We start from the raw sequence: 26768 nt of genomic DNA on the forward strand, positions 1-26768 counted from the left end.
CATGAATCTGTCGGGATTCCCCACAAGCAGTGACATCTATCTGGAGGTGGACGGCAAAAAGGTGGCGGTGGTCCAGAGCTACTCCGCCAAAACCAGCAAGACCAGCCAGACCGTGGAGGCCTTCGGCGAGGATGAGCCGGTGGCCACCATCCCCGGCCAGCGGACCCACGTGCTGGAGCTGACCAGGCTCTACGCCACCGACGAGGCCATCCGGGATGGTATCAACTTCCACGACCTGGAGGACTTCAACCTGGTTATCTGCAAGCCTGACCGGAAGATCATCTACTCCGGCTGCCAGTGGAGCTCCATTGGCGAGACCGGCGCTCTGGGGGCCATGGTGGTGGAGAAGATCACCATTGTGGCGGCCAAGCGGATCGAGATGAAGGTGTAAGCCATGGAGGAGAACTGGTCGGTGCTGCTGGGCGGCAGGCGGCGTATCAAGGTGGACAGGGGCATGGAGCTGCGGCTCCTCTCCGCCCTGGAGCTACTGGAGGCCGGACGTGAGGCTGAGCAGCTGGCACACAGGGAGGAGGAGAAGGCACTGTGCGCCAACGCCTGTCTGCTTGCCAGAGCGCTGGAACGGGACAGAAAGCCGGTGTTTCCGGACGGTGAGGCGGTGCTCAAGGGGCTCTCCGCCGGAGAGATCGGAGCCTTGGCCAAGATGTGGAGTGGCCTGAACAGAATGGAAAATCCGAGTCCGGAGGACGGAGAGGAGCGGGTGGACACCCTAAAAAAAGCCTGGAGCACACGCCTGAGGCGCGCCTTCGCTGGCGTGTGCTCAAAGCTTTCGGGGCTCTCCCCACTGAGGCGCGGACAAAGGAGATGACCGGCCGGGACTACCTCTGGTGCGCCCTCAATCTGCTGCTGGACCAGGAGGAGGAACTGGCGGCCCTGTGTCCCTCCTGCCGGGCAGAGGCCCAGGAGGGACGCTGCCCGGTGTGCGGAGGTCCGGCAGCCCCGGCAAACGCCGGGGAAAACCAGTCCTTCGATCTGGAGCGGTATGAGCGGCTGAAACGGGGGGAGCAGGTATGACGGACTACATCGCTCTGGCCCTGGAGGAACAGGAGGAGCGGGAAAATAACGAGACAGCGGAGCTCCTGCTGGAGCAGCACAGCACCGCCGGTGTTAGAAGGGAAAAAACACGGAGGCAGGGGCTGGAAGAGCCTGTGGCAGAAGGCGGCGGAGCGGTTTGGAGCGGCAATACCTCGGGAACTGGGGTACAGACCGGGAAGGTGCCGGACGCCGGGCTGACGGAGATGGCGGCCGGCCAGACACAGGCATGGCTGGAGACGGCGGCGTCTGTGGGCACTGGAAACTGGCTGGAAGAGACAGCTGCTGTGCTCCGGGGGAGTGCTTCCGGCGGAGGGCTTTATCAGAAGCTGAGACAGGCGCAGACAGCGGCGGAATACTGGCCCAACCGGACAAGCGTGGCCCTTCTGCCGGCGGAGGAAGGGAACGGTGCTGTCCAGGGACTGGCGGAGCTGGACCGGGCCTTCCAGCGGGATGCCCGCCGGTATGACGGCGGATTTGAATTTTACTGAGGGGGATGGACATGGGCAGACTGGCGGCAATGCGGTACAAAAATTATGTATGGCCCCACAATCCCAGGGTCTACACCATTGAATACAGACGGGAAGTTGTGGCGCGAAAGGTGCCCTTCGGCCGGTACTGCCTCCAGGACCTGGGGCCTACCCGGCGGGTCATGAAGGGCGAGGGGGAGTTCGTGGGCCAGGGTGCCTACGACGAGTTTAAAAAGCTGGCCTCCGTCTTCTACGGCGAGGGACCCGGGCTGCTGGTCCATCCGGTATGGCAGTCGGCCAAGGCCTACTTCGCCGCCCTCTCTCTGAAGCAGGAACCCAGAGCCGACTATGTCAGCTACTCCTTTGAATTCTGGGAGTGCTACGACGGCTACCAGGAGGGCTTGAAAGAGATTGTGGGAGAAACGGTGGACACTGGCAGTACGGGTATCGGCAGCGCCGCGGGGAGCGGAATGGCCTATCATACGGTGATTGTGGGAGAGACCCTGTGGAGCATCTCCTTGCTCTATGGTACCACGGTGGAGAATCTGGTGAAGCTCAATCCCCAGATTAAAAACCCCAACCTCATCTACCCCGGAGAGCAGGTGCGGGTGAAGTGACGGGAAAGCTGATTGGATACGACGGGAAGGAATACGCCCTGCCCGTTCTGCTGGAGTGGACGCTGAATTACGGCACCGGAACCCCATGTGACAGCTTTGAGGTACGCTGTCCCTGGGGAAACGGACTGGACGGGGCTCTGTCTGACGCGGTGGAGTTTGTGGCTGAGGAGGACGGCGAGACCGTGTTCCGTGGAGTGGTGGATGAGTACGAGTGGAGCTGCGGCAGCGGCGGAAGCACTCTGCTCATCTCCGGACGGGGCATGGCCGGACGGCTGCTGGACAACGAGGCCGAGCCCGCCGACTACCAGACCGCCACGCTGGGGGACATCCTGCGGGACCATGTGACTCCCTATGGCATTCAGACAGCGGAGGGAGCCAGTCTGCCGGCGGTGCCCGGCTTCTCAGTGGAGAGTGGCAGCAGCGAATGGCAGGTGCTCTACAACTTCGCGCGCTATTACGGCGGCGTGGAGCCCCGCTTCGACCGGCATGGCATCCTCCACCTCACCCCATGGGAGGACGGAAAACGGCTGGTGCTGGACAACGGCGCCGCCGTGGAGGAAATCAGGTGGACGGAGAAGCGCTACGGCGTGCTCTCCGAGGTGCTGGTACGGGACCGAACCACCCAGAGCGTACAGCGGGTGGTCAACCAGTCCGTCCTGGACAGGGGCGGTATGTGCCGGCGGGTACTCACCATGCCGGGCAAGAGTAGCTACCAGGCCATGCGGTACAGCGGTCGGTTCCAGCTGGAGCAGTCCGCCGCAGAGCGGCTGCGGCTGGTGCTGACCCTGGCGGGCCGGGTGGAGGTCTGGCCCGGGGATCTGGTGGAGCTGAATCTGGAGCGGTACGGCCTGTACGGCGAGTGGCGGGTGCTGTCAACTGGGTACAGCGGAGACGGAAAGGGACTTCACACCGTGCTGGAGCTGGGCGAGCGGGAGATTACGGTTTGAGAGAGGGGGAGGCCCGTGTGGCTTTCTGAGCGGAAGAGAGGCAGAGGGTACGGAGAGGCCATGGTGGGACAGACCACCCTGAGCGGCGACCCGGCGGGCGCTTACCTGGACGCGGAGCGGCGGGCGTTGGTCGTCTTTGCCCCCGGGGGGTATGTCTGGCGGCCCGCTGTGGGGGAAGAGGTGCTGGTGCTCAAACAGGAGGGGGAAAATTCCTGCGTGGTGGGCGTGCGCTGCGGCGGCGACCTGGCTCCCGGCGAGGTGCTCATTCACGCCGGGCAGGGGGATGCGGCGGTAAAGCTGGGGAACGACGGTACGGTGAGCCTGATGGGGCAGGTACTCATCAACGGCGTTCCCCTGGAGGATATGCTGAACAAAGGCGGGGAAGCATGACGGAACTGATGATACGGGACGGAGACTATGTGCCCGACGGAAAGGGCGGTCTGGCCCGGGCGGAGGGAAATGACGCCATTTTGCAGCGGGTACTGTGGAAGCTCACCCTGCGGCGGGGCAGCTTCCCCTTCCTGCCCGACCTGGGCAGCAGGCTTTATCTCCTGACCCGGGAGAAACCGGGGAACCGGCTGGCTATGGCGAAGCAGTACGTCCAGGAGGCCCTGGAAGGGGAGGATGGCCTGGAGGTCACCGGCGTGGAGCTGACGGAGGAGAACGGAATTGGCCTGCTGAAGGTGGAGCTGACCTATGAGGGAGGAACCTTGACGGCAGGCGTGGCCCTGGAGGAGTGACGGCGAAATGAAAACAGTTGACGAGATATACGGCGAGCTGGCGGCGGCCTTCGCCGGGGCCACAGGCCAGACGGCGGGACAGGACGGGGACCTGGCGGTACGCCTCTATGCAGTGGCTGCCCAGGTCTACGCCCTGTATGTACAGGCGGACTGGACGGCGCGGCAGTGCTTTCCCCAGACGGCGGCAGGGGAGTACCTGGACCAGCACGCCTTCCTGCGGGGCCTGGAGCGGAAGGAGGCAGCCCAGGCGGTGGGTGTCATCCGCTTCCACGTGGACCAGGTGGGCAGCACCGACCTGACCATCCCGGCGGGCACGGTATGCATGACGGCGGGGCTGGTGCGCTTTGAGACCACTGAGGCAGCGGTACTCCAGGCAGGGAGACTTTATGTTGATGCCCCGGCCAGGGCGGTGGAGCCCGGCGCGGCCGGCAACGCGGCGGCGGAGACCATCCTGACCATGGCGGTGGCCCCGGTGGGGGTGAGCAGGTGCTCTAACCCGGAGGGCTTCACCGGCGGCACCGACCAGGAGGACGACGAGACCCTGCGGGCACGGGTGCTGGAGACCTACCGGCGTCTGCCCAACGGTGCCAACGCCGCCTTCTATGAGCAGGGGGCCCTGTCCTTCCCGGAGGTGGCCGCGGCAGTGGTGCTGCCCAGAAGGCGGGGGACGGGCACCGTGGATGTGGTGGTGTCCACAGCGGCGGGCAGCTCGGACGAGGAGCTGCTGGAGCAGCTGACCGCCTACTTCCAGGAGCGGCGGGAAATCGCTGTGGATGTGCAGGTACTCGCACCCAAAGAGAAGACGGTGGATGTGTCGGTGACGGTGGCTGCAAAAGAAGGCAGTGACGCCGCCGGTGTGCGGACAGCGGTGGAGCAGGCTCTGCGAAGCTGGTTCAACGGTGGACTGCTGGGGCAGAACGTGCTGCGGGCCAAGCTGGGGGCTGTAATCTTCGGTGTGGAAGGTGTGGAGAACTACGACCTGACCGCACCGGCGGCGGATGTGGCAGTGGAACAGGATGAGCTGCCTAAACTGGGCAGCCTGAGCGTGACGGAGATGAGTACATGAGCTGCGGGGAGTATTTAAAGGAATTGCTGCGGCCCCTGGGGGTCTACCAGCTGGAGGGCACCATCAACGGCGGTGAACTGGAGGCCCAGGGGCAGGCACTGGACGGCGTGGCGGGGACGCTGGACACCCTTCAGCGGGAGATGCTGCTCACCACCGCGGAGGATGCAGGGCTGGAGGCCATTGAGTGCCTCTTGAGCCGCAGGCCGGTGACCGAGACGGCGGAGGGACGGCGGGCAGCCCTGGCCGCTCTTCTCCGCATCGGCGGAGACAGCTTTACCCTGGCAGCCATCAACGACAACCTGGCCGGGTGCGGCATCAACGCTGTGGCCAGCGAGACGGAGACACCGGGCACGGTGGAGGTGCGCTTTCCCGATGTGCCCGGCATCCCCGACGGTTTTGAGGAGCTGCGGGCCATCATTGAGGACATCCTGCCCTGCCATCTGGCGGTGGAGTATGTGTACTGGTATGTGACCTGGGGGATGCTGGAGGACCGGTTCGCCACATGGGGAGAGCTGGAGCAGCTGAATCTGACCTGGGGCGAGGTAGAGAAACTGGTGACCTGAGCGGGAGGAGAGCAAAAACATGAGACGGATTGAAGTGCGCCGGGGCGTGGTGCGCTACGAGAAGGAGCGGAGCGACCTGGTACAGGAGGCGGTCATCGCCATGGCACAGCAGGCCGCCGCGGTGCTGGAGGATGACGAAGCCGCCAAGGTGGGCGTGCTGTTTCCCCAGTGGACGCCGGGGACAGCCTACAAGACGGGAGAGCGGATCTCCGACGAGGCAGGCAACCTGTACCGGGTGATTCAAGACCACACGGCACAGGCCGACTGGCCCATGGACCAGACTCCGGCACTGTACACGCCCCTGGGCGTGACGGAGGAAAACCCGGAGGAAATTCCAGAGTGGCGGCAGCCTCTGGGCTCTGAGGACGCCTACCACATTGGCGACCGGGTGAAGTACCAGGGAAAAATCTACGAGTGCACCGAGGACAACAATGTCTGGGCACCGGATGTGCGGGGCTGGACTGAGGTGGCAGAGTGAACTGGGCAGAGATGAAGATTGGGATTCTGGCGGCAGTGGCTGCGGCGGGAAGCATTCTCACCGGCTGGCTGGGAGGCTGGGACATTGCCCTCCAGACCCTGTTGGTGCTTATGGCGGTGGACTGCGTCTCCGGTGTGGTGGTGGCGGCAGTGTTTAAGCGCTCCGCCAAGAGCGAGGGCGGGCGGCTGGACAGCGGCGCAGGATTCCGGGGACTGTGTAAGAAATGCGCCGAACTGGTGCTGGTGCTGCTGGCCGTCCGGCTGGACGCTCTCACGGGCAGCGGCCAGTACGCCCGGATGGCAGTGCTGATTTTCTTTATTGGGAATGAGGGACTGTCTATTCTGGAGAACCTGGGCCTGATGGGAGTGCCCTACCCCGCCTTTTTGAAAAACGCCCTGGAGGTATTGCTGGAAAAAGGAGACCAGGGAGAGTCGGAGCAGTAAAAAGACCCCGGCCGTGGAGCTTCACGGCCGGGGCGTCGCTGTATCAGAGAAAAAATCGGGTGAAAATACCGGACACCTCTTCGGTGGTCAGTGTGCCCTGGGGAGCCATCAGGCCGCCCTCCGCCCAGAGGATGAGACCGGTGTCCGTGGCCCAGTAGATAGCGTCATCCGCCCAGGGGGAGATGCCGTCGAAGTCGTTGCACTCTGCCAAATTGCCGAAGGTGCGGGTCTCAAAACCCAAAAAGTTACCCACACGGCGGAGTACTACGGCCGCCTCCTCCCGGGTGATAGGACGGTCGGGGTCAAAGCGCCCCCAACCTGTGCCGAGCAAAAAGCCCATATCAGCCGCCCAGCAGATGGCGGCGGTATCGGAGCGGTTATGGGAGACATCGTAAAAAACGCCGGTGTCCTCGTAGGGCACGCCGCCAAAAGCCTTCCAAAGGGTGACGGTAAATTCCCCGCGGGTAATGGGGGCGGAAGCAGCCCGACAGGCAGGGCAGAGCATGACAAGAGAGAGCACAAGGGCAAAGAGACGCTTCACGGTATCACCTCCTGGGGAGAAGATACCATAAACTGGATAAATTATCCGTCGTAAGAGCACCACTCGCAAAGGAGATTGCCCTGGGCATCATAGGCACGGGCCAGAGTGGCAGTGGCGCCATCACCGGGATTCCAGACCTGCTGGCACAGCCAGAAGGGACTGTCCGGCGAGAGACGGGTGCAGTCGGAAACGCTGCCATGCTCCAGCAGCCAGTCCCGGGGAGAGAGACCGTTCGCGTCAATGGAATTGTACCAGCCCTGGTAGAGCTCAATGCGGGCCACGTCGGGCAGCGTGCACACGGCCAGTGTGACCCACTCCCAATACCAGTCACCGTCGTCGAAGGGATTTTCGGAAATGCCTTCCTCCCACAGGTAGTCGGTGGCGTACTGGAGATGGGCAGTCATTAGAGGAGTATCCTCAGACGGTGTGAGGAGATGGACTTTGGAATAGGACTGGGACCAGAAGAGGCCGGCTCTGGGATGGACTGTCACTGCCCAGCCGTCTTCCTGACGGCTGACCAGCCAGCGGCTCCCCTCGCTGCTGTCCGGAGAACGGGTGATCTCCTGGAAATGAATTTCACCCTGGGCCTCCACCGGGCCGGGGGTGAGACCGTGGGACAGCAGAGCGGCCCGATGAGCCAAGCCGGGCGTGGGCATGGGAGAACCAACCGCCCACCAGTAGAACACCAGAGAAAACAGCAGAAACAGGATGCTGAGGACCAGACGGACCCTCCGGGAAGGTGTGGGCAGCTTCACGGCTCGGTCACCTCCTGAGCGGTAAACTGGTAGACCAGCTGGTGGTTATCTCCAAACTCAATGGTGAAGGTCTGGGGCAGGGAGACGGGCTGGGAGAAGTACACGGAGATGCTATAAAATTGGCGGAACAGCCCACGCTCCGGGCAGGCAGAGAGGCGCGGAGGGTCAGAGAGAGGACCATTATCTCCACTGAGCGAGACAGGAAGATACTCGGCGTCCAGCGGGGAGAGCCAGAAGGCGGGACACAGGGCGGAGACCACCAGGTCCAGGCGGTATTCCGGCTCTGAAAGGGGAGCGCCATTGGCATCGGTATCATACCGGTAGAGCTGGGCGGCGCCGGTGTCGGAGAAGAAATAGGAGCCAATTTGTCCGCCGCCCACGGCGGTTCCGGAGGACAGGACCGTACGAGGCGGGTAAATTCCGCTCTCATCGCCCAAAACCAGAGTCTGGGGATTGGCAAAGGGGGCCCAGGTATTACCGGCCATGACGCCGTCCCGGGCGGCAAAGAATCCGGCGCATAAAATCAGGAGCGCCAGAATGCAGAAGACCCGGGTGAGACGAGGGTACCAGGGGGTGTGGAGCCTGTCCAGGTCGGCGCCCAGCTGGTCGGCGTCGCCCATGGCAGCAGCCGCCTCCTGACGGGCCTGCCGGGGGTCTATACCCTTGTCCTGAAGGGCCTGGGCGTGGTCCTCCATGTGGCCCAGCAGCTCCTCATAAATCTGTTCTCGGGCTGGGCGGAAGCGGATGCAGCGGCACACCCGGTCGCAGTATTGACGAATAGGGTCCCAGGCCATGGGATTACCTCCCTTCGGAATCAGACAGGGTCAGGCCGTACCGCTCCGCCCAGGCGCTGGGGACGGGGCTCTCGTAGACCAGAGTGCCGGTAGCGTCATATCCCCGGAGTTGGATGTCCTCCAGTTCGGGGGTGCCAAAAGGTGCCTGAGCCAGAGGCAGGAAAAAGAGCTGCTCGCCCAGCGCCAGAGCGGGCTCCGTGGTCAGGGGCTGAAGGTCCATAAGCTCAGGATCACGGCAGGGATAGACGGCCTCTACACCGGTGATGGAATCGGTCTGACTGTAAATGAGAACGTATTGGGGATATGACCTTGCTGCGGCGGTCAGGGGAAGGTCGGGGCAGGGCTCCAGGACAATAGGGGTACCCCATTCATACCAGAAGCCGTCATAGTGGGAAAAGGTAAAGAGTGCGTACCGGCCCTCCCACCGGAGGACATAGGCCCGGTCAAAATCGGGAGAGCCTTCAGGAAGCTCCTCGCGGGTGAACTCGGCTACAATTTCGCCGGGGCCGAACAACAGCTCCCGCTGGGCGGCGCGGAGGGCAGCACGGGCTGTGGGGATTGGGAAATCCAGAGCCACAATCAGCAGAGCCAGGGAGAAGAGGAGCAGAAGGGCATCGGTGATAATACGCCGGCGGCGTACTGCGGCGGAGCAGGTGGATTCTTTCATCTCAAGCCCCTCCTCTCAGGGGAAGCGTAAAGGAGAACTCCTCCCCAAAGCGGTCAAAGGTGAAGGTCAGCTCTCGGGCGGCAGGGTTCAGGTGCTGCACCATCACCTGATACCAGCTGACAAAAGGTGTGTGGTCTACGGAATCTGAGACGCAGCAGGGAAGCACAGCAGAGGGGGAAGCGGCGGACTGAAGGAGATATTCCTCCCAGGAGAGATAAGTTCCTCCCAGATCGTCCCGGGCGGAGAGCCAGTTTGCAAGTTCCACGTCCTGTGCCCAGGGGTCGTGGGGGATACGGAGCAAGATAACAAATACAGGGGTGGGCTCTGCCTCCAGCACAATGGCCTGCTCCACCGTGATGCGGTAATCCCCGGCGGAGAAGGTGAGGTTGGGGAGGTAGTCTGTCGTGACATCCCAAGCCTGGTACCGCTGGCGCAGAGAGTGAGAAGAAGCATCAGGAAACAGGGAGGGCAGCGCATAAACGCGGGAGAGGGCGACGAGCAGAACCAGCGCCGCAATGAGCCAGACCACCCGGCGGAACCAAATTTGAAACCAGCCCAGCCGGGGATTATGTACCGCGTCCAGTGCATGGCCCAGAGCAGCAGGGTCGCCCATGGCGGCAATGGCCTGCTGCTCCGCGTCCCGCAGGCACATATCGGGGTGGGCCTCCAGCAGCGCTTCCGCGTGCTCCTGGAGATGAGCGGTCAGCTCGGCGGCGATGGCATCGTGGTCCGGGGAGAAGCGGATCTCCCGGCAGACCGCGCTGCAGTAATCCTCAAAGGTACGCAATTCCGGCATGGTATCCCTCCTTTCACGAGGAAAGGAGGGCGCTCAGGCCATGGCACCGGCGGTGCCGGTGACGATGGCGTTGACCTTCTCGGAAAATACCTGCCACTCCGCCTTCTTCTCGTCCAGCAGACGCAGGCCCCTCTTGGTGATGTGGTAGTACTTCCGTTTCCGGCCGGAGGGAGCCTCCTTCTCGTAAGAGGTGACCGCCTTCTCGTTCTCCAGGCCATGGAGAATGGGGTAGAGGGTACCCTCCTTGAGAGTAAAGGTGTGGTCGCTGCGGGCCTCCAGCTGGGAAATCATCTCGTAGCCGTACATATCGCCGCCGGAGAGCAGGGAGAGAATGAGCAGGGTGGTGCTGCCGGAGAGCAGGCTTTTGTCGGGCTTCATGGAGGAGCCTCCTTTCTGGATTATAAAAGAATACCTCGGTTATCTAGGTATAGTATACCTAGATAACCGAGGTATGTCAAGAACAGAGAAAAAAGGGTGCCGCAGAATCCTCTGCGGCACCCTTTTTTATACTTGCCAGAATATCAGCGGATGATCTTCTGCTCCACTTCCTCACGGAGGATGTTGATGAACTCGTCCAGAGACATGGCGCCCTGGTCGCCGCCAGCACGGTTGCGGACGGCCACAGTGGCGGCCTCGGCCTCCTTGTCGCCCAGGACCAGCATATAGGGAACCTTCTTCAGCTGGGCCTCGCGGATCTTCTTGCCGATCTTCTCGTTGCGGTGGTCCACCTCAACGCGGAAGCCGGCCTTCTCCAGCAGGGCCTTGACCTCGTCGGCATACTGGGCGGTACGGTCGGTGATGGGCAGGATGGACACCTGAACGGGGGCCAGCCAGGCGGGGAAGGCGCCGGCGAAGTGCTCGGTGATGACGCCGATGAAGCGCTCGATGGAGCCCAGCACCACGCGGTGGATCATGACGGGGCGGTGCTTCTCGCCGTCGGCGCCGGTGTACTCCAGCTCAAAGCGCTCGGGCAGCTGGCTGTCCAGCTGGATGGTGCCGCACTGCCAGGTACGGCCCAGGGAGTCGGCCAGGTGGAAGTCCAGCTTGGGACCGTAGAAGGCGCCGTCGCCCTCGTTGATGACGAACTCCTTGCCCATGTCAGTGATGGCGTTCTTCAGGATGTCCTGGTTGCGCTCCCACTCCTCCACGGTGCCGATGTGGTCCTCGGGCATGGTGGACAGCTCGATGGTGTAGTTCAGGCCGAAGGTGGAGTAGACCTCGTCAAACAGGCGAACGGTCTCCTGGATGACGTCCTTCATCTGCTCACGGGTCATAAAGACGTGGGCGTCGTCCTGGGTGAAGCAGCGGACACGGAACAGGCCGTGGAGGGCGCCGGACAGCTCGTGACGGTGGACCAGGCCCAGCTCGCCCACACGCAGGGGCAGGTCACGGTAGGAGTGGGGCTCGGTCTTGTACACCAGCATGCCGCCGGGGCAGTTCATGGGCTTGATGGCAAAGTCCTCACCGTCGATGACGGTGGTGTACATGTTGTTCTTGTAGTGATCCCAGTGGCCGGAGCGCTCCCACAGCTGACGGTTGAGCATCATGGGGGTGGAGATCTCCACATAGCCATACTTCTTGTGGATCTGACGCCAGTAGTCAATCAGGGTGTTGCGCAGCACCATGCCGTTGGGCAGGAAGAAGGGGAAGCCGGGACCCTCGTCCATCAGAGTGAACAGGCCCAGCTCCTTGCCCAGCTTGCGGTGGTCACGCTTCTTGGCCTCCTCGATACGCTGCAGGTAGGCGTCCAGCTCCTCCTTCTTGGGGAAGGCGATGCCGTAGATGCGCTGCAGGGTCTCGCGGTTGGAGTCGCCGCGCCAGTAGGCGGCGTTGCAGGCGGTCAGCTTGATGGCGTTGCCCTTCACGCGGCCGGTGGAGTCCAGGTGGGGACCGGCGCACAGGTCGGTGAACTCGCCCTGCTTGTAGAAGGAGATGTGGGCATCCTCGGGCAGGTCGTTGATGAGCTCCACCTTGAAGGGCTCACCCTTCTCCTCCATGAACTTGATGGCCTCGGCACGGGGCAGCTCAAACCGCTCCAGCTTCAGCTTCTCCTTGCAGATCTTCCGCATCTCCGCCTCGATCTGCTCCAGAATCTCGGGGGTGAAGGGGAAGGGGGAGTCCATGTCGTAGTAGAAGCCCTCGTCAATGGAGGGGCCGATGGCCAGCTTCACCTCGGGGTACAGGCGCTTCACGGCCTGGGCCAGGATGTGAGAGCAGGTGTGCCAGTAGGTCTTGCGGTATTCGGGGTTCTCAAAGGTATACTGATTGTTTTCCTCTGCCATGATAATTCCTCCTTGTAATTGGGGGTAAGGACAAAAAAGTCCCACCCCTGAACAGTTCCAGGGGTGAGACGAAAACGGTCCCACGGTTCCACCCTGCTTGCCAGAAGCGTTAAGCCGTCGCGAGCCGTGCGGATGGACCGAAGCGAGGGCGAGGGGAGGGCCACAAGGCCCGGACACCAGCCCGAGTCGGAGGGAAGCCGCGCGCTGCGAGCAGGCGAAACGTGACATCTAGCCGCTCGTGACCTCTGTAACGGGAGGACCCGGCCCAGCCTAGCCCGAAAGGGGTTCGGTGGGCGGCTCAGGGGTGGTATTGCTCTGCCCGCGTGCCGGAGACGCTTTCAGCCAATGGCGTCTCCTCTCTGTGGGGCGGTACAGGGCGCAGTCCCCATCACAGCCACTTTGGATGCTGACACTATATCACCGGAAAAGGTGATTGTCAAGGCCGTGAGAGCGGAAAAAGCAAGAAGGAAAGGGAAGAAAAGTGTATGAAGCCAAAGCAAGCACTGTCCTCGGGGGACGGGCGGTGGGGAGAATTGAAATTGAAGGGAGGAGAATGATGTGATATAATGTAAAAAAGAGAACGGATGGAAGCGGTCTCCGGGACAGTTTCCACAATACCACGGTGAGCGGAGAGAAACACATGGAGCTGAGCATGAACCTCAAGCAGACCCAGACCCTGTCTCCACAGATGATGCAGTCTATGGAGATTTTACAGATGGGGGCCCAGGAGCTGCTGGAGTTTATCGAAGAGACCACCCAGGCCAACCCGGTGCTGGAGGTGGACGAGAAGTACGACCGCCGGGACGAGTTCGACCTGATGCGGCGGAAGCTGGAGTGGCTGGAGTCCACTGACATTCAGAACAGCTGGTACCACCGGCAGGATGCCGAGGAGGACGCCGACCCCATGGCCAACTACGGCGGCGTGGAAAACGGGGAGGAGGACCTGTACCGGTATGTTCTCTCCCAGCTGGACATGCTGACCCTGGAGCGGGATGTGATGGCGGCGGCGGTGTTCGTGGTGGAGAGCTTGAACCAGAACGGCTGGCTGGATGACGATGTGCCCGCTCTGGCTGCGGCCTTTGGGTGCGGACAGAGCGTCATGGAGCGGGCGCTGGAGGCCGTGCAGGGCCTGGAACCCGCCGGTGTTGCGGCCCGAAACCTGTCCGAGTGTCTGCGGCTCCAGCTGCTGCGGCGAGGCGGGGACAACGCCCTGGCCCTGCGCATTGTGGAGAGCCACCTGGACGCCCTGGCCCGCAGCCGGTTCGGCCTCATCGCCAAGGAGCTGGGGGCCTCCGCCGAGGAGGTGCGGGAGGCCTGCGCCCTCATCAAGACCCTCAACCCCAAGCCGGGCACCGGTTTTGCCGCCCGGGAGAATCTCACTTACATAAACCCGGACATCATTGTGGTCAGCTTCCCGGACCACTTCGAGGTGCTGGCCAACGACTATTTTTTCCCCAGCCTCCACATGAGCGGCTATTACCAGCAGCTGATGAAGGATACCGAGGACCAGGAGGTCAAAGACTACCTCACCAGCAAGGTCAGGCAGGCCAAATGGGTGGTGCGGAGCATCGAGCAGCGGAGGAGCACCCTGCTCTCCTGTGCCCAGTGCATTCTGGAGCTTCAGGAGCCCTTTTTCCGTAAGGGACCGGGACACCTCTCCCCCATGTCCCTGGCCGACGTGGCCCAGCGGCTGGAGGTCCATGAGTCCACCGTAAGCCGGGCCATCCGGGACAAGTATCTCCAGTGCTCCATGGGTGTGTACCCCCTGAGCTACTTTTTCTCCCGCAGCTTGGGCGGCAGCGGAGACGGGGAGGAGGGAGCCTCCCCCGAGGCGGCCAAAATTCTGCTCCGCAAGCTCGTCGAGGAGGAGGACAAGGCCCATCCCCTCTCCGACCAGAAGCTGAGCCAGCTGATGGGAGAGCAGGGCTGTGTTATCTCCCGGCGCACAGTGGCAAAGTACCGGGACGAGCTGGGCATTCCCAGCACCACCGGCCGCAGGCAGTACGAAAAAACAATGTAAGGACGGTATGACACGTGAAATTCAAGGCAGTGCTCTTTGATTTTGACTACACCCTGGGAGACGCCACCGAGTCCATTGTGGCCGGCTTCCGCCACGCCTTTGCGAAGATGGGATACCCCGAGCCCACCGAAGAAGCCATCCGGAGCACCGTGGGCTACCTGCTCAAGGATGAGTATACCATGCTCACCGGCGACAAGGACCCGGAGCGGCAGGAGGAGTTTGTCCGGCTGTTCCAGGAGGTCTGCCGCCCCATGCAGCCCAAGACCACCAAGCTGCTGCCCGGCGCCCGGGAGCTGCTGGAGGCGCTGAAAAAGGAGGGGGTGCCCATGGGGATCATCACCTCCAAGCGGGACTCCGCCCTCCAGGCGGTGCTGGAGGCGCTGAATATCCGGGATATGTTTGCCCTCACCATCTCGGGCGACCAGGTCCACGCCCCCAAGCCCGACCCCGCCGGTCTGCTCCGGGCCATGGAGACCCTGGGCGTGACTGGGGATGAGGTGCTCTACTGCGGCGACACGGTGCTGGACGCCGGGACTGCCCAGCGGGCCGGAACCCACTTTGCCGCCGTGACCACCGGCACCACCCCTGCCGGGGACTTTGCGGACTACCCCTGCGACTATGTGGCCCGGGACATGGCGGAGCTGCGGGCCTGGCTGGGGCTGTAATCCAGAGAAACTTTAAAATAATCAGGTCTTATCTTAACACTTTCTTGAAACAATCGCAGTACCATACAGGCAGAACGAAGCGAGCGAAGGAAAGGAGGACTGGCCATGGAACTCATCGCGCTGATGATTGCCGCTGCCGGAATCCTGCTTGTCATGAGCGGCAGGCTGGGACAGGAGACCAGATGACGTTCTGCCCCCGCGGAAGCGGGAAACCAGAAAACACCCCCCGGAACCATCGGTTCCGGGGGGTGTTTTTGTTATATTCCGGGGATTAATTACTTGGCGTAGTCAGCGGCAGACTGACCGGAGATGCGGCCGAAGACGATGAAGTCAGCCACAGCGTTGCCGCCCAGACGATTGGCGCCGTGGATACCGCCGGTGACCTCGCCGGCGGCGAAGAGGCCGGGGATCACATTGCCCTCAGTGTCCAGCACCTGGGCGCTGGTGTCGATCTGCACGCCGCCCATGGTGTGGTGCACGCCGGGAGCGATCTTGATGGCGTAGTAGGGAGCGGTGTCCAGAGGATTGGCGAAGCTGGTGCGGCCGAACTCGGCGTCGGTGCCAGCGGCCACAGCGGCATTCCAGGTATCCATGGTGGTGGCGAAAGCGTCAGCGGGGACGCCCATGGCCTCAGCCAGGGCCTCGTAGCTGTCGCCCTGGACGGTGTAGCCAGCCTTGATGTAACCGGCGATGACGCTGGAGGCGTCCACCATCTTCTGGTCCACAACCAGCCAGGCATAGCCGCCGGTCTGGGCCAGCTCAGCGGCGGACACGGCGTCACGGGTGCCGACCTCGTCGCAGAAACGCAGGCCCTCGGCGTTGACCAGGATGGCGCCGTCGCCGCGGAGACCCTCGGTGATGAGGGCGGAGGTCTTCTGCTCAACAGTGGGGTGAATCTGGATCTGGTCCATGTCAACGGTGGCGGCACCCACGGCCTCGGCCATCTTGATGCCGTCGCCGGTGATACCGGGGGCGTTGGTGGTGACGAAACCGTCCAGCTCGGGCTTGAGCTCGGCCACCATCTCCAGGTTGGCGCCGAAGCCGCCGGTGGCCAGCACCACGCTCTTGGCGTTGACGGTGTAGCCCTCAGCCTTGACGCCCACAGCGGCACCGTCGGCCATCAGGATCTCAGTGGCGGGGGCGTTGAAGATGATCTGCACGCCGTTGTCCTCGCAGGCCTTCTGGAGGATGGGGATGAGGTAGGAGCCGACGGAGATGGTCTTGCCCTCGGCGTCCACGGGGCGGTGGATGCGCTTGACGCTGGCGCCGCCGAAGGAGCCCACGTTGTGCAGGTCAGCGCCGATGGTGGACAGCCACTCAATGGCGGAAGCGGAGTTGGAGGCCAGGGTCTCCACCAGGTCGTAGTTGTTCAGGTTCTTGCCGCCCACCAGGGTGTCCAGGATGAACAGCTCCACGCTGTCAAAGTAGCCGGTGGGGTTGGCCTTGTAGGCGTCGTACTGCGCCTGAACGGTGGCCACCAGGTCAGAGAGCTCAGGATAGGTCTCGGCGGCGGTGGACAGGGTCTTCTCCACGCCGGCGTCCTCGGTGAACTCGTTGGTGTCCTGCCACTCGGTCTTGGCGGCGTTCATGCCGCCGGTGGCGCGGACGGAGTTGCCGCCCACCATGCCGGTCTTCTCCAGCAGGACCACGGTCTTGCCGGCCTGAGCGGCGGTGATGGCGGCGGTCATACCGGCGCCGCCGGCGCCCACGACCACCACGTCAGCCTCCAGGGTCTGCTCCTCAACGGTGACGTCGGCGCCGCCGGAGACAGGAGTCAGGGCGGTGGGATCCACACCGGCGGCAGTCAGAGCGGCGTTCACAGCCTCGATAAAGCCGGTGCTGGTGAAGGTGGCGCCGGAGACGGAGTCGATCTGACTGGACTGGGCGTCCACCACGGCCTGGGGCAGGCTCTCCAGAGCCACCTCGCCGATGGCCTCGGTCTCGCTGGACTTCAGGACCTCTACCTTATCAATCTTGTCAGCGGACAGGGTGACGGCAACCTTGATAACGCCGCCGTAGCCCTGGGCCTCACCCTCATAGGTGCCGGGGGTGAACTTGCCCTCGGCTGCGGGAGCGGAGCCACTGGGCTGGGCGCTGCCGTCAGGCGTGCCGCCGGTGCAGGCGGTCAGGCTGAAGACAAGAGCGAGCGCCAGGAACAGAGCGCTGAGTTTCTTCATCATTCCGTGTTCTCTCCTTCTATTAATATTAGGGATGGATTTCATACCAAAACACTTACTGTTTTGGCGGCATCCCTTTATACCATAGGATGGGAGAAAAAGCAATAACTTTGTTGTTAATTTGTCAATTATTTGGACATGATTGGTTTATATACACAAAAGAGGCCTATATTTGCAATGTAAAATGGGTAATGTAAAGGAAGAAGGCGACTTTACAGACCCTTTACAAACTGCTGTGGGACAACTTTACAAACGCCAAGTATACTAATCCATGTTCGAAGGAACAACACGAAATGAAGAAATGAACAAGACGATTGGAGACTGAACAAGATGAAAAAGATTTCTGCACTCTTTCTTGCCCTGGCCATGTGTGTGGGCCTGATGGCCGGCTGCAGCAGCACCGGCGATACCACCCCCAGCGACCAGCCCAGCACCTCCCCCTCCGCCAGCACTGAGGTCAGCACCCAGCCCAGCGAGAACACCGAGTTGTCCGGCACTGTGAACCTGAACGGCTCCACCTCCGTGGAGAAGCCCATCCTGGCTATGGCCGAGGCTTTTATGGAGATGTACCCCGACGTGAAGGTCAACTATGACCCCACCGGTTCCAGCACCGGCATCAACGCCGCTCTGGAGGGCACCTGCGATGTGGGTCTGGCCAGCCGTGACCTGAAGGACGAGGAGAGCTCTCAGGGCCTGACCGCCACCGTGTTCGCCCTGGACGGCATCGCCATCATTGTCAACAGCGAGAACCCCGTGGCCGACCTGAGCCTGGAGCAGATTGCCGGCCTGGCCAACGGCACCATTACCAACTGGAGCGAGGTGGGCGGCAGCGATGCCCCCGTGGTCCTCATCGGCCGTGAGGCTGGCTCCGGCACCCGCGACGGCTTCGAGTCCATCACCGGCACCGAGGATGTCTGCGTCTACTCCCAGGAGCTGACCTCCACCGGCGCTGTCATCCAGGCTGTTGCCGGCAACCCCAACGCCTTCGGCTACGCCTCCCTGTCCGCTGTTGAGGGCAACGACGGTGTGAAGGCTGTCTCTGTTGAGAACGTGGCTCCTTCCGAGGAGACCGTTCTGGACGGTACCTACAAGGTGCAGCGCAACTTCAACTTCGTGTTCAACAGCAGCAGTGAGCTGTCCGATGCCGCCCAGGCGTTCGTGGACTTCGCCCTCTCCGCTGACGCCGCCGACCTGATTACCGGCGCCGGCGCGGTGCCCCTGGCCTGATAAAAACCCCGACCTGTTGGCCTGAGACACCTCCGCACAGCCTGCGGAGGTGTCTCAGGCTGACTGAATGTCCGCCCGAAAGGAGACTTTTCCAACTATGGATGAAACGCTGCATATCTCCAACGCCCAGGAGTCCCGGTCCCGGAAAGCTGAGAAAGCCAGAGAGAAGAAGGGCCGGGGACCCCAGACCAGCCAGCGCAGCCCCCTGCGGGCCATGGAGCTGGTGATGAACGGCGTCTTTTTCTTCTGCGGCATTGTCGCCATCGTCTTTGTTCTCTTTATCAGTATTTACCTCATCGTCTCCGGCCTGCCCGCCATCATGGAGATCGGCCTGGTGGACTTCCTCTTCGGCCAGACCTGGGCCTCCACCGCCAAAGACCCCCAGTTTGGCATCCTGCCCTTTATCCTCACCTCCATCTACGGCACCGCCGGTGCTGTGGTGCTGGGCGTGCCTGTGGGCCTGATGACCGCCATCTTCATCTCCAAGGTGGCCCCCAAGAAGATGGCCGCTGTGGTCCGCCCCGCCGTGGACCTTCTGGCCGGTATTCCCTCCGTGGTGTACGGCCTTATCGGTATGATTGTGCTGGTCCCTACTGTGCGCGAGGTCTTCAACCTGCCTGACGGCGCCAGTCTGTTCGCCGCCATCATCGTGCTGGCCGTCATGATTCTCCCCTCCATCATCAGCGTCTCCGAGACCGCCCTCAACGCGGTGCCCCGGGAGTATGAGGAGGCCTCCCTGGCCCTGGGCGCCACCCACATCGAGACCGTGTTCAGGGTCAGCGTGCCCGCGGCCTCCAGCGGCATCGCCGCCTCGGTGGTGCTGGGCATCGGCCGCGCCATCGGCGAGGCCATGGCCATCATGATGGTGGCCGGCAACGTGGCCAACATGCCCGGTCTCTTCAAGTCCGTCCGCTTCCTCACCACCGCCGTGGCCAGCGAGATGTCCTACGCCGCCGTAGGCTCCCTCCAGCGTCAGGCCCTGTTCTCCATCGCCCTGGTGCTCTTTGTGTTCATCATGCTCATCAACGTGGTGCTCAACGGCCTGCTGAAGAAAAAGAACAAGGACTGAAGCCCGCGCTTCCCGCTATGAATTTTCCTGAAGGGATGATATACTAAATGGAAATGAAACGCCTTTCCGGACGGCGGCGGGTCTACGACAAGAGCCTGCGGTTCCTGCTGTACCTGTGCGCCTTCCTCACCTGCGCGCTGCTGGTGGTCATCATCGGATATATCTTTGTCCGCGGCCTTCCCAACGTGACCTGGCAGCTCCTCTCCACCAAGCCCAGCCACATCAAGGGTACCATCGGTATCCTCCCCAACATTCTCAACACGCTCTATATCATTCTCATCACGCTGATCATCGTCCTGCCCCTGGGTGTGGGCGCTGCCGTGTACCTGACCGAGTACGCCCGCAACCGGAAGCTGGTCTCCGCCATTGAGTTCGCCACCGAGACCCTCACCGGCATCCCCTCCATCATCTACGGCCTGGTGGGCATGCTCTTCTTCGTGCAGTTCTGCTCCCTGGGCACCTCTCTGCTGGCAGGCGGCCTGACCCTGGTGGTCATGACGCTGCCCACCATCATCCGCACCACCCAGGAGAGCCTGAAGACCGTGCCCCAGTCCTACCGTGAGGGCGCCCTGGGCCTGGGCGCCGGCAAGTGGCACATGATCCGCACCATCGTCCTGCCCTCTTCGGTGGACGGCATCGTCACCGGCTGCATCCTGGCCATCGGCCGTGTGGTGGGCGAGTCGGCGGCCCTGCTCTTCACCGCCGGCATGGGCCTGACCATCAGCGGCTTCTTTGAGGCCATGGGCAGCAGCGGCGCAACCCTCACCGTGTCCCTCTACATGTACGCCATGGAGCGGGGCGAGATCGACGTGGCTTTCGCCATCGCGGCCATCCTGATGATCCTGACCCTGATCATCAACCTGGCGGCCAAGCTGGTGGGCAGCAAGCTGAGAAAAAAGTAAGGAGCGAGCCTTATGGATGAAACGACTATCCTCTCCGCCCGGGACCTGAACCTGTGGTACGGAGAAAACCACGCCCTCAAGGGTGTGAATATGGACATTCCCGAGCGTCAGGTAACCGCACTCATCGGCCCCTCCGGCTGCGGCAAGTCCACCTTCCTCAAGACCCTGGACCGGATGAACGACCTGGTGCCCAACATTAAGATCACCGGCAGCGTCAAGTACCGGGACCAGGAGATCTACGACCCCGGCGTGGATGTGACCTGGCTGCGCAAGCAGATCGGCATGGTGTTCCAGAAGCCCAATCCCTTCCCCATGAGCATCTATGACAACATCGCCTACGGCCCCCGCACCCACGGCATCCGCAGCAAGAGCAAGCTGGACGACATTGTGGAGAAGTCCCTCCGCGGCGCGGCCATCTGGGACGAGGTGAAGGACCGGTTGAAGAAGTCTGCTCTGTCCCTGTCCGGCGGCCAGCAGCAGCGTATCTGCATCGCCCGCGCCCTGGCCGTGGAGCCCGACATCCTGCTGATGGACGAGGCCACCTCCGCTCTGGACCCCATCTCCACCTCCAAGATTGAGGACCTGATCGGGGACCTGAAGAAGGACTACACCATCGTCATCGTCACCCACAACATGCAGCAGGCCACCCGTGTCTCGGACAAGTGCGCCTTCTTCCTGATGGGCGAGCTCATCGAGTTCGGCGACACCACCCAGCTCTTCTCCATGCCCAGAGACAAGCGGACCGAGGACTACATCACCGGGAGGTTCGGATAAAATGAGAAAGACCTTTGACGCGGAGCTCCAGGAGCTCAACGCCGAGATGATCGACATGGCCGCCGCGGCGGAGGACGTCATTGACGCGGTGACCCAGTCTCTTACCTCTGCCGACCACGACGCCGCCAAGGGCGCCGTGGAGATGACCAAGCATATGGACCAGATGGAGCGGGACATTGAGAACCGCTGCCTGCGTCTGCTCCTCCAGCAGCAGCCTGTGGCCCGGGACCTGCGCACCATCTCCGCCGCCCTGAAAATGGTCACCGACCTGCAGCGCATCGGCGACCAGTGCGCCAACATCGCCGAGCTGTCCGGCCTGCTGGGCAATCCCGGCAGCAGCCAGGCCATGAAGGACATCCGCACCATGAGCCAGAAGGCGGGCATCATGGTCAAGCGCTCCATCTTTGCCTACGCCAACCGTGACACCTCCTCCGCCCGTGAGGTGGTGGCGCTGGACGACGAGGTGGACCGCCTCTTCCAGGCCGTCAAGCACGAGCTGGTGGAGCTGATTGTGAACAACCGGGGCGAGGCCGACCAGGCCATCGACCTGATTATCATCGCCAAGTATCTGGAGCGGATCGCGGACCACGCGGTCAACATCGCCCAGTGGGCCATCTACTGTGTGACCGGCGAGCTGGCCGGCTGAAAAACCGGCAAATTTTGTGTGGGGTGATTCCATGTCCCAGGTGATTCTGGTGGTTGAGGACGACGAGAGTATCCGCGAGATGCTCCGCTACTATTTTCAGTCCGTGGGGTACACGGTCCGGGCCTATGAGTCCGGCGAGGCCATGTTCGAGGGGGAGCAGGGGCAGGACTGCCCTGTGCTGTGCATCCTGGACATCATGCTCCCCGGCATGGACGGACTGGAGATCCTCCGCCGTCTCCGGGCAGACCGGGACCGGGAGGGCGTGCCCGTCATCCTCCTCACCGCCCGCACCGCCGAGATGGACCGGGTCAACGGCCTGGAGGCCGGGGCGGACGACTACGTGGTCAAGCCCTTCGGCATCATGGAGCTCCAGGCCCGGGTGAAGGCGGTACTCCGCCGCACCCATCGGGAGGAGGAGAACCGCCTCATCCGCTGCGGCGACCTGGAGATTGACCCGGCCGCCCGTGTGGTGCGCCGGGGCGGGGAGCAGGTGGACCTGACCTTCAAGGAGTTTGAGCTGCTCCGCCTGCTGGCCACCCACCGGGGCGTGGCCCTCACACGGGACGAGATCCTCCAGTCTGTCTGGGACTATGACTACACCGGCGAGACCCGCACGGTGGATATGCACGTCAAGACCCTCCGGCAGAAGCTGGGGGAGGAGTACATCACCACCGTCCGCGGCGTGGGATACAAGATGAGCTGAACGGCGGCCGGGTGGTACCGGGGAGAACTCCCGGCTGCCGCCCGGCTCTCTATACAGGGGGAATTTTGATGAAAAAACGACTGATCTGCGCCACGCTTGTCACCGTTCTGGCGGCGCTTCTGGTATCCAGCGTCGTGGGTATCTGGGTGCTGCGGGAGCGGGAGATGAGCGCCGCCCGGCAGAGCCTTCAGGAACTGCTGATCCTGATGGACGCCCAGAGCGCCATCACAGACCCGGAGGGTCTGACCGAGCAGTTCAACCAGGCCGCACCGGAGAAGCGCCTGACCATTATTGACAGCGACGGTACTGTGGTGGCCGACACTGAGGCCGATCCGGCCACCATGGAGAATCATGCCGATCGGGAGGAGTTCAAGCAGGCCGCCGCCACCGGCTGGGGCGAGTCCCTCCGGTCCTCCGACACGGTGGGCACTACCATGTTCTACGAAGCCAAGCGCTTTGCCGACGGCATGGTGGGCCGGGCCTCCATGCCTGTCTCCTCCATCGACAGCCTGGTGTGGGACAGCGCCGGCGGCTTTGTGGTGGCAGCCCTGGTGGCCCTGGTGCTGGCCCTCATTCTGGCCAGCCGCATGGCACGCATGGTACTCAAGCCCCTCAATGTGGTGGGCGAGGCGCTCCAGGGGGTTCTGGGCGGCGAGGCGGAGGACAAGGCCGCTCTGGCTGCCTATGAGGCCGATGACGAGGTGCGCCCCCTCCTGCGGTACATCGACAAGCTGATGGAGCGGCTGAGTGCGCATATCGACGCCATCCGGGCCGAGCGGGACAAGGTCAGCCTGATTCTGGAGTGTATGGACGAGGGCCTCATCCTGCTGGACGAGGAGGGCCATGTCCTCACCCTGAACCGGTCGGCCCGCCGCCTCTTCGGCCTGAGCGACAACTCCGACGGCAGCGGCATCCTGCTGCTTACCCGCTCCCGCCGCCTGCGGGAGGCCCTCAAGACCGTCCGCACCGAGAAGACCCCCGTGGTGCTGGACCTTGACGACCCGGCCTTTGACGGCAGAAGCCTGCGCATGTTCCTCTCACCGGTCACCGGCCGGCAGTACGAGGGGGAGACGGTGGGCGCCTCCATCCTCATCTCCGACGTGACCGAGCTCAAGCGGGCCGAGGGTATCCGCAGCGAGTTCACCGCCAACGTGTCCCATGAGCTCAAGACCCCCCTCACCAGCATCAAGGGCTTTACCGATATGCTGGCCTCCGGCATGGTCAAGAGCGAGGAGGACCGCAAGCGCTTCCTCACCATGATCGGCGTGGAGGTGGACCGGCTCATCGAGCTCATCAACGACATTCTGAAGATCTCCGAGCTGGAGTCGGTGGCCATCGACCAGTGCGAGGAGGCCAGCGATGTGCTCACGGCTGCCCGGGAGACCCAGACCCTGCTGGAGCCCGCCGCCAAGGAGGCGGGGGTCACCCTGACCGTCACCGGTGAGAACGCCATGGCGGCTATCCCGGTCAGCCGGCTGAAGGAGCTGCTCCTCAACCTGATGGAGAATGGCGTGAAGTACAATGTAAAGGGCGGCAGTGTCAGCGTGGACGTGTCCGCCGACAGCGCCTGGGTCACCGCTGTGGTGTCCGACACCGGCATCGGTATCCCCGAGGAGGCGCAGAAGCGTGTCTTTGAGCGGTTCTTCCGGGTGGACAAGGGACGTGCCCGGAAAAACGGCGGCACCGGCCTGGGCCTGGCCATTGTCAAGCACATTGTCCAGCTCTACGGCGGTACCGTCACGCTGGAGAGCGCCCTGGGCCAGGGCAGCACCTTTACCGTGAAGCTGCCCCGGGCGGCCGAAAAGAACTAAAGCAGAATAAGAGAAGCAGAAGAGCGGCGCTCCGGTTCATCCGGAGCGCCGCTTTTTCCGCACCCTTTCCGGCGGAGGGAATAGGATGAAGTAGTCGCGGTGAATGGAGGAACGATCCATGAGACAAGAACTGAATTTCTGGGTGATTGGCGGGGATATGCGCCAGGTCAGGCTGGCCGGGCTGCTGGCCGCCGAGGGGCACAGCGTCCACACCTTTGCCCTGGAGCAGGGGGAGCGGCCGGAGCACGTGACCGAGGAGGCCACGCTGCGGGAGGCGGCCCTGGCCGACTGTATCATTCTCCCTCTGCCGGTGGAAGGAGAGCCGGGCATGCTCAACGCGCCCCTCTCCGCTGTGCGGTACAGCCTGACCCAGGTGCTGGATGCACTCCGCTCCGGGCAGGTGATCTGCGGCGGGCGGGTGTCCCGTGAGGCCGCGGCACTGGCGGATGAGCGGGGGCTGGTGCTCCGGGACTATTTTCTGCGGGAGGAATTGGCCGTAGCCAATGCGGTACCTGCCGCATGGGGGATTTTGCAGCGCCGGAGTGCTTTCCATCTGCCCGGCGGCATATGCTCTTCTGAAAAGAAAAGGAGGGCTGGCTGTGAGCGAGCGGGAGGTTATGGAGCCGGAGTTGAAGCGCCTGGTGCGCCGGGGGATTGTGCGCCACCTGTATAAAAAAGGAGTCATCACCAGACTGGAGGCGGAGAAGCTGCTGGGGGAGGGAAATCTGTGACGGATAAGGGGGAACTGCTTGTGGCAGCCTACTGCCGGGTGTCCACCGACCGGGCGGACCAGGCCAACTCCCTGCGCAGCCAGCGGGAGTATTTCCATACCTATATTAAAGAGCATCCCGGATGGCAGCTGGCCCAGGTGTACGCTGACGAGGGCCTGTCGGGCACCAGCATCCGCCGCCGTGCAGCCTTTCAGCAGATGATGGAGGACGCGGCGGAGGGAAAGTTCGGCCTGATTCTGACCAAGGAGGTCTCCCGTTTTGCCAGAAACACGGTGGACACCCTGGCCTATACCCGCAAGCTGAAGGAACTGGGTGTGGGGGTGGTGTTTCTCAGTGACAGCATCGACACCCGGGACAACGACGGGGAGCTGCGCCTCACCATCATGGCCAGCATGGCACAGGAGGAGTCCCGCAAGACCTCCCAGCGGGTCAAATGGGGCCAGCGCCGCCGGATGGAGGCAGGGGTGGTCTTTGGCAGCGACTCCACCTACGGCTTTGAGACCAGAGGGGGCGCCCTCACCGTCCGCCCGGCGGAGGCTGAGGTGGTCAGACTCATCTATGATAAATATCTGGCCGAGGGCAAGGGGGCTCATGTCATCGCCCGGGAGCTGAACCAGGCGGGGATTGCGCCGCCCCGGGCGGAGCGCTGGTCGGAGAACACCATTCTCCGTATCCTCCGCAACGAGAAGTACGCCGGAGATCTGCGGCAGAAGAAATATGTCACAGTGGATTATCTCACCCATCGGAAGGTGGAGAACCGGGGACAGGAGGAGCAGCTTTACCTCCGGGATCACCACCAGGCCATTGTGGACCGGGAGACCTGGGAGGGGGTACAGCGGGAGCTGGCCCGGCGGAGCGCCGCACGGCAGGGAGGAGAGCGGCACTCCGCACGCTATTGGTCCTCAGGCCGGGTGTGGTGCGGTGGCTGCGGAGCGCCCTATGTTCCACGTACCAGCCGCCGGAAGGACGGTACAATATATAAGAGCTGGGGCTGTCGGGACAGCTGCGGCATGGGGATGGTCAACGACAAGGCCCTCTTTGCCTGCGGGCAGTTTGCGCTGGAGCGTCTGGGGACGGACGTCGTGCACGAACTGGAAGAACTGGCGGGAAGAATAGAGCGGATGCGGAGCGGCAGGAGAGCGGCACCCATGGAACAGAGGAGAAGGAGGGATGCGGAGCACCGGCTGCGCCGTGCACTGGAGGGGTATCTGGACGGCGTCATTACCGCCAAGGAGCTGGAGGCGATACGGGCGCAGTGCAGCCAGGAGACAGAGGCCGCAGAGGCAGAAGCGAAAGCGGAACCGCTCCGTATCCCTGAGGTAAGCGCGGAACTGTGGGAGGATATCCTGCGGGAGACAGTGGCCCGGGTGACGGTATATCCGGACAGTCTGGAGGTCATACCTCAAGCAGGCGAAAAGAGTCTGCAGATGTGGTATAGCACGTCTGGGAAGGGGGCATACTATAAGACGGATATCCGTCACTGGGAAGAGAAAAAGCGAGCGGAAAAATAAAAATGAGGAAAAATGAAAAAATGTGTTGACAGGAGCGGAAAACGGTGGTAACATAGTCAAGCTCTCGCGAGAGAGTGGCCGAGCTGACAAGTACATCGTTTTGGGCGCGCCTGACGGCTGACGACAAAATGAAAAAAGTGCTTGACAAGCGAAGTAAGACATGATATCATATAAAAGTTCGCTGCGAGAGTGGCGAGCGGCTGGATGAGAGTTCTGGATTTGAACTTTTGGAGCTGAAAAGCTCCGAAAAAAGTTTGAAAAAAGTACTTGACAGCAACAAAACGGTATGATATAATGAACGAGTTCCTGCCGCTGAGGTAGGG

31 protein-coding genes are annotated in these 26768 nt (G+C 62.7%); 23 read left to right on the top strand and 8 right to left on the bottom strand.

All coding sequences use genetic code 11. From position 1 onward, the window contains the following. Position 1 precedes the first annotated feature (1 nt). From ACOX7T_RS11270 to ACOX7T_RS11325, 12 genes are read left to right on the top strand one after another with little or no spacing between them, the layout of a single operon-like run. Positions 2–391 (top strand): hypothetical protein, encoded by a 390-nt coding sequence (locus ACOX7T_RS11270; RefSeq protein WP_006570853.1) that lies wholly within the window; start codon positions 2–4, stop codon positions 389–391. A 3-nt stretch (positions 392–394) separates the two neighbouring features. Then, complete coding sequence (locus ACOX7T_RS11275) at positions 395–826, top strand: hypothetical protein (RefSeq protein WP_433442780.1); 432 nt, start codon at positions 395–397, stop codon at positions 824–826. Then, positions 823–1032, top strand: coding sequence for a molybdopterin oxidoreductase (locus ACOX7T_RS11280; RefSeq protein ID WP_433442782.1), 210 nt, complete (start codon positions 823–825; stop codon positions 1030–1032). The genes ACOX7T_RS11275 and ACOX7T_RS11280 overlap by 4 nt, the downstream gene beginning before the upstream one ends. After that, positions 1029–1541 (top strand): hypothetical protein, encoded by a 513-nt coding sequence (locus ACOX7T_RS11285; protein ID WP_433442784.1) that lies wholly within the window; start codon positions 1029–1031, stop codon positions 1539–1541. Before ACOX7T_RS11280 ends, ACOX7T_RS11285 begins: the two co-directional genes overlap by 4 nt. An 11-nt stretch (positions 1542–1552) precedes the next feature. Beyond that, positions 1553–2137: a LysM peptidoglycan-binding domain-containing protein gene (locus ACOX7T_RS11290; protein ID WP_433442786.1), complete on the top strand. Its 585-nt coding sequence runs from the start codon at positions 1553–1555 to the stop codon at positions 2135–2137. Beyond that, positions 2134–3084 carry a hypothetical protein gene (locus ACOX7T_RS11295; protein ID WP_433442788.1) on the top strand — a complete coding sequence of 317 codons (951 nt, stop codon included), beginning with the start codon at positions 2134–2136 and terminating at the stop codon, positions 3082–3084. Before ACOX7T_RS11290 ends, ACOX7T_RS11295 begins: the two co-directional genes overlap by 4 nt. Before the next feature lie 15 nt (positions 3085–3099). After that, the gene (locus ACOX7T_RS11300) at positions 3100–3474 is read left to right on the top strand and encodes a hypothetical protein (protein WP_433442790.1); all 375 of its coding nucleotides are present in this window, start codon (positions 3100–3102) and stop codon (positions 3472–3474) included. Next, positions 3471–3824: a hypothetical protein gene (locus ACOX7T_RS11305; RefSeq protein WP_433442791.1), complete on the top strand. Its 354-nt coding sequence runs from the start codon at positions 3471–3473 to the stop codon at positions 3822–3824. Before ACOX7T_RS11300 ends, ACOX7T_RS11305 begins: the two co-directional genes overlap by 4 nt. 7 nt (positions 3825–3831) lie before the next feature. Beyond that, positions 3832–4890, top strand: a complete 1059-nt coding sequence (locus ACOX7T_RS11310; RefSeq protein ID WP_433442793.1) for a baseplate J/gp47 family protein — start codon at positions 3832–3834, stop codon at positions 4888–4890. Beyond that, positions 4887–5453 (top strand): DUF2313 domain-containing protein, encoded by a 567-nt coding sequence (locus tag ACOX7T_RS11315; protein WP_433442795.1) that lies wholly within the window; start codon positions 4887–4889, stop codon positions 5451–5453. Before ACOX7T_RS11310 ends, ACOX7T_RS11315 begins: the two co-directional genes overlap by 4 nt. A gap of 19 nt (positions 5454–5472) precedes the next feature. Continuing rightward, positions 5473–5931 (top strand): carbohydrate-binding protein, encoded by a 459-nt coding sequence (locus ACOX7T_RS11320; protein ID WP_433442797.1) that lies wholly within the window; start codon positions 5473–5475, stop codon positions 5929–5931. Continuing rightward, complete coding sequence (locus ACOX7T_RS11325; RefSeq protein ID WP_433442799.1) at positions 5928–6374, top strand: phage holin family protein; 447 nt, start codon at positions 5928–5930, stop codon at positions 6372–6374. Before ACOX7T_RS11320 ends, ACOX7T_RS11325 begins: the two co-directional genes overlap by 4 nt. Positions 6375–6417: 43 nt before the next feature. Here ACOX7T_RS11325 and ACOX7T_RS11330 read toward each other — a convergent pair whose 3' ends face one another. The 7 genes from ACOX7T_RS11330 to thrS form a co-directional block, all read right to left on the bottom strand. Beyond that, positions 6418–6915, bottom strand: coding sequence for an S-layer homology domain-containing protein (locus ACOX7T_RS11330; RefSeq protein WP_433442801.1), 498 nt, complete (start codon positions 6913–6915; stop codon positions 6418–6420). 41 nt (positions 6916–6956) lie between these two features. Next, positions 6957–7670 (bottom strand): hypothetical protein, encoded by a 714-nt coding sequence (locus ACOX7T_RS11335; RefSeq protein ID WP_433442803.1) that lies wholly within the window; start codon positions 7668–7670, stop codon positions 6957–6959. Beyond that, positions 7667–8464 (bottom strand): permease prefix domain 1-containing protein, encoded by a 798-nt coding sequence (locus tag ACOX7T_RS11340; RefSeq protein ID WP_433442805.1) that lies wholly within the window; start codon positions 8462–8464, stop codon positions 7667–7669. Before ACOX7T_RS11340 ends, ACOX7T_RS11335 begins: the two co-directional genes overlap by 4 nt. A gap of 4 nt (positions 8465–8468) precedes the next feature. Then, on the bottom strand, positions 8469–9131 hold the full coding sequence (locus tag ACOX7T_RS11345) for a DUF5044 domain-containing protein (RefSeq protein WP_433442807.1): 663 nt from the start codon (positions 9129–9131) through the stop codon (positions 8469–8471). A 1-nt stretch (position 9132) separates the two neighbouring features. Next, the gene (locus ACOX7T_RS11350) at positions 9133–9927 is read right to left on the bottom strand and encodes a hypothetical protein (protein WP_433442809.1); all 795 of its coding nucleotides are present in this window, start codon (positions 9925–9927) and stop codon (positions 9133–9135) included. 33 nt (positions 9928–9960) lie between these two features. Further along, the gene (locus tag ACOX7T_RS11355; protein WP_433442811.1) at positions 9961–10305 is read right to left on the bottom strand and encodes a PadR family transcriptional regulator; all 345 of its coding nucleotides are present in this window, start codon (positions 10303–10305) and stop codon (positions 9961–9963) included. Between the two features lie 143 nt (positions 10306–10448). Next, positions 10449–12209 (bottom strand): threonine--tRNA ligase, encoded by a 1761-nt coding sequence (gene thrS, locus ACOX7T_RS11360; RefSeq protein ID WP_433442813.1) that lies wholly within the window; start codon positions 12207–12209, stop codon positions 10449–10451. Positions 12210–12849: 640 nt separating this feature from the next. Here thrS and rpoN point away from each other — a divergent pair. Continuing rightward, positions 12850–14229, top strand: coding sequence for an RNA polymerase factor sigma-54 (rpoN, locus tag ACOX7T_RS11365; protein ID WP_433442815.1), 1380 nt, complete (start codon positions 12850–12852; stop codon positions 14227–14229). 14 nt (positions 14230–14243) lie between these two features. Further along, on the top strand, positions 14244–14894 hold the full coding sequence (locus ACOX7T_RS11370) for an HAD family hydrolase (protein ID WP_433442817.1): 651 nt from the start codon (positions 14244–14246) through the stop codon (positions 14892–14894). A 275-nt stretch (positions 14895–15169) separates the two neighbouring features. Here ACOX7T_RS11370 and ACOX7T_RS11375 read toward each other — a convergent pair whose 3' ends face one another. Further along, positions 15170–17074 (bottom strand): flavocytochrome c, encoded by a 1905-nt coding sequence (locus ACOX7T_RS11375; protein WP_433442819.1) that lies wholly within the window; start codon positions 17072–17074, stop codon positions 15170–15172. A 327-nt stretch (positions 17075–17401) separates the two neighbouring features. Between ACOX7T_RS11375 and ACOX7T_RS11380 the strand changes: the two genes are divergently transcribed. The 9 genes from ACOX7T_RS11380 (at position 17402) to ACOX7T_RS11420 (ending at position 26445) form a co-directional block, all read left to right on the top strand. Then, complete coding sequence (locus ACOX7T_RS11380; protein WP_433442821.1) at positions 17402–18298, top strand: phosphate ABC transporter substrate-binding protein PstS family protein; 897 nt, start codon at positions 17402–17404, stop codon at positions 18296–18298. 214 nt (positions 18299–18512) lie between these two features. Then, entirely contained in the window at positions 18513–19367 is an 855-nt protein-coding gene (gene pstC, locus ACOX7T_RS11385) for a phosphate ABC transporter permease subunit PstC (RefSeq protein WP_433442837.1), read from the top strand. Positions 19368–19414: 47 nt separating this feature from the next. Beyond that, positions 19415–20269 carry a phosphate ABC transporter permease PstA gene (gene pstA, locus ACOX7T_RS11390; protein WP_433442823.1) on the top strand — a complete coding sequence of 285 codons (855 nt, stop codon included), beginning with the start codon at positions 19415–19417 and terminating at the stop codon, positions 20267–20269. Between the two features lie 12 nt (positions 20270–20281). Then, on the top strand, positions 20282–21043 hold the full coding sequence (gene pstB / locus ACOX7T_RS11395; RefSeq protein WP_006570823.1) for a phosphate ABC transporter ATP-binding protein PstB: 762 nt from the start codon (positions 20282–20284) through the stop codon (positions 21041–21043). A gap of 1 nt (position 21044) precedes the next feature. Further along, entirely contained in the window at positions 21045–21689 is a 645-nt protein-coding gene (gene phoU, locus ACOX7T_RS11400; protein WP_433442825.1) for a phosphate signaling complex protein PhoU, read from the top strand. A gap of 31 nt (positions 21690–21720) precedes the next feature. After that, positions 21721–22392, top strand: coding sequence for a response regulator transcription factor (locus ACOX7T_RS11405; protein ID WP_433442827.1), 672 nt, complete (start codon positions 21721–21723; stop codon positions 22390–22392). A gap of 68 nt (positions 22393–22460) precedes the next feature. Beyond that, positions 22461–24203 (top strand): ATP-binding protein, encoded by a 1743-nt coding sequence (locus tag ACOX7T_RS11410; RefSeq protein ID WP_433442829.1) that lies wholly within the window; start codon positions 22461–22463, stop codon positions 24201–24203. Between the two features lie 118 nt (positions 24204–24321). After that, positions 24322–24876: a dipicolinate synthase subunit DpsA gene (locus ACOX7T_RS11415; protein WP_433442831.1), complete on the top strand. Its 555-nt coding sequence runs from the start codon at positions 24322–24324 to the stop codon at positions 24874–24876. 54 nt (positions 24877–24930) lie between these two features. Continuing rightward, positions 24931–26445 (top strand): recombinase family protein, encoded by a 1515-nt coding sequence (locus ACOX7T_RS11420; RefSeq protein ID WP_433442833.1) that lies wholly within the window; start codon positions 24931–24933, stop codon positions 26443–26445. Positions 26446–26768: the final 323 nt, after the last annotated feature.

Source organism: Pseudoflavonifractor sp. (genome assembly GCF_050943825.1).
Taxonomy (GTDB): Bacteria; Bacillota; Clostridia; order Oscillospirales; family Oscillospiraceae; genus Pseudoflavonifractor.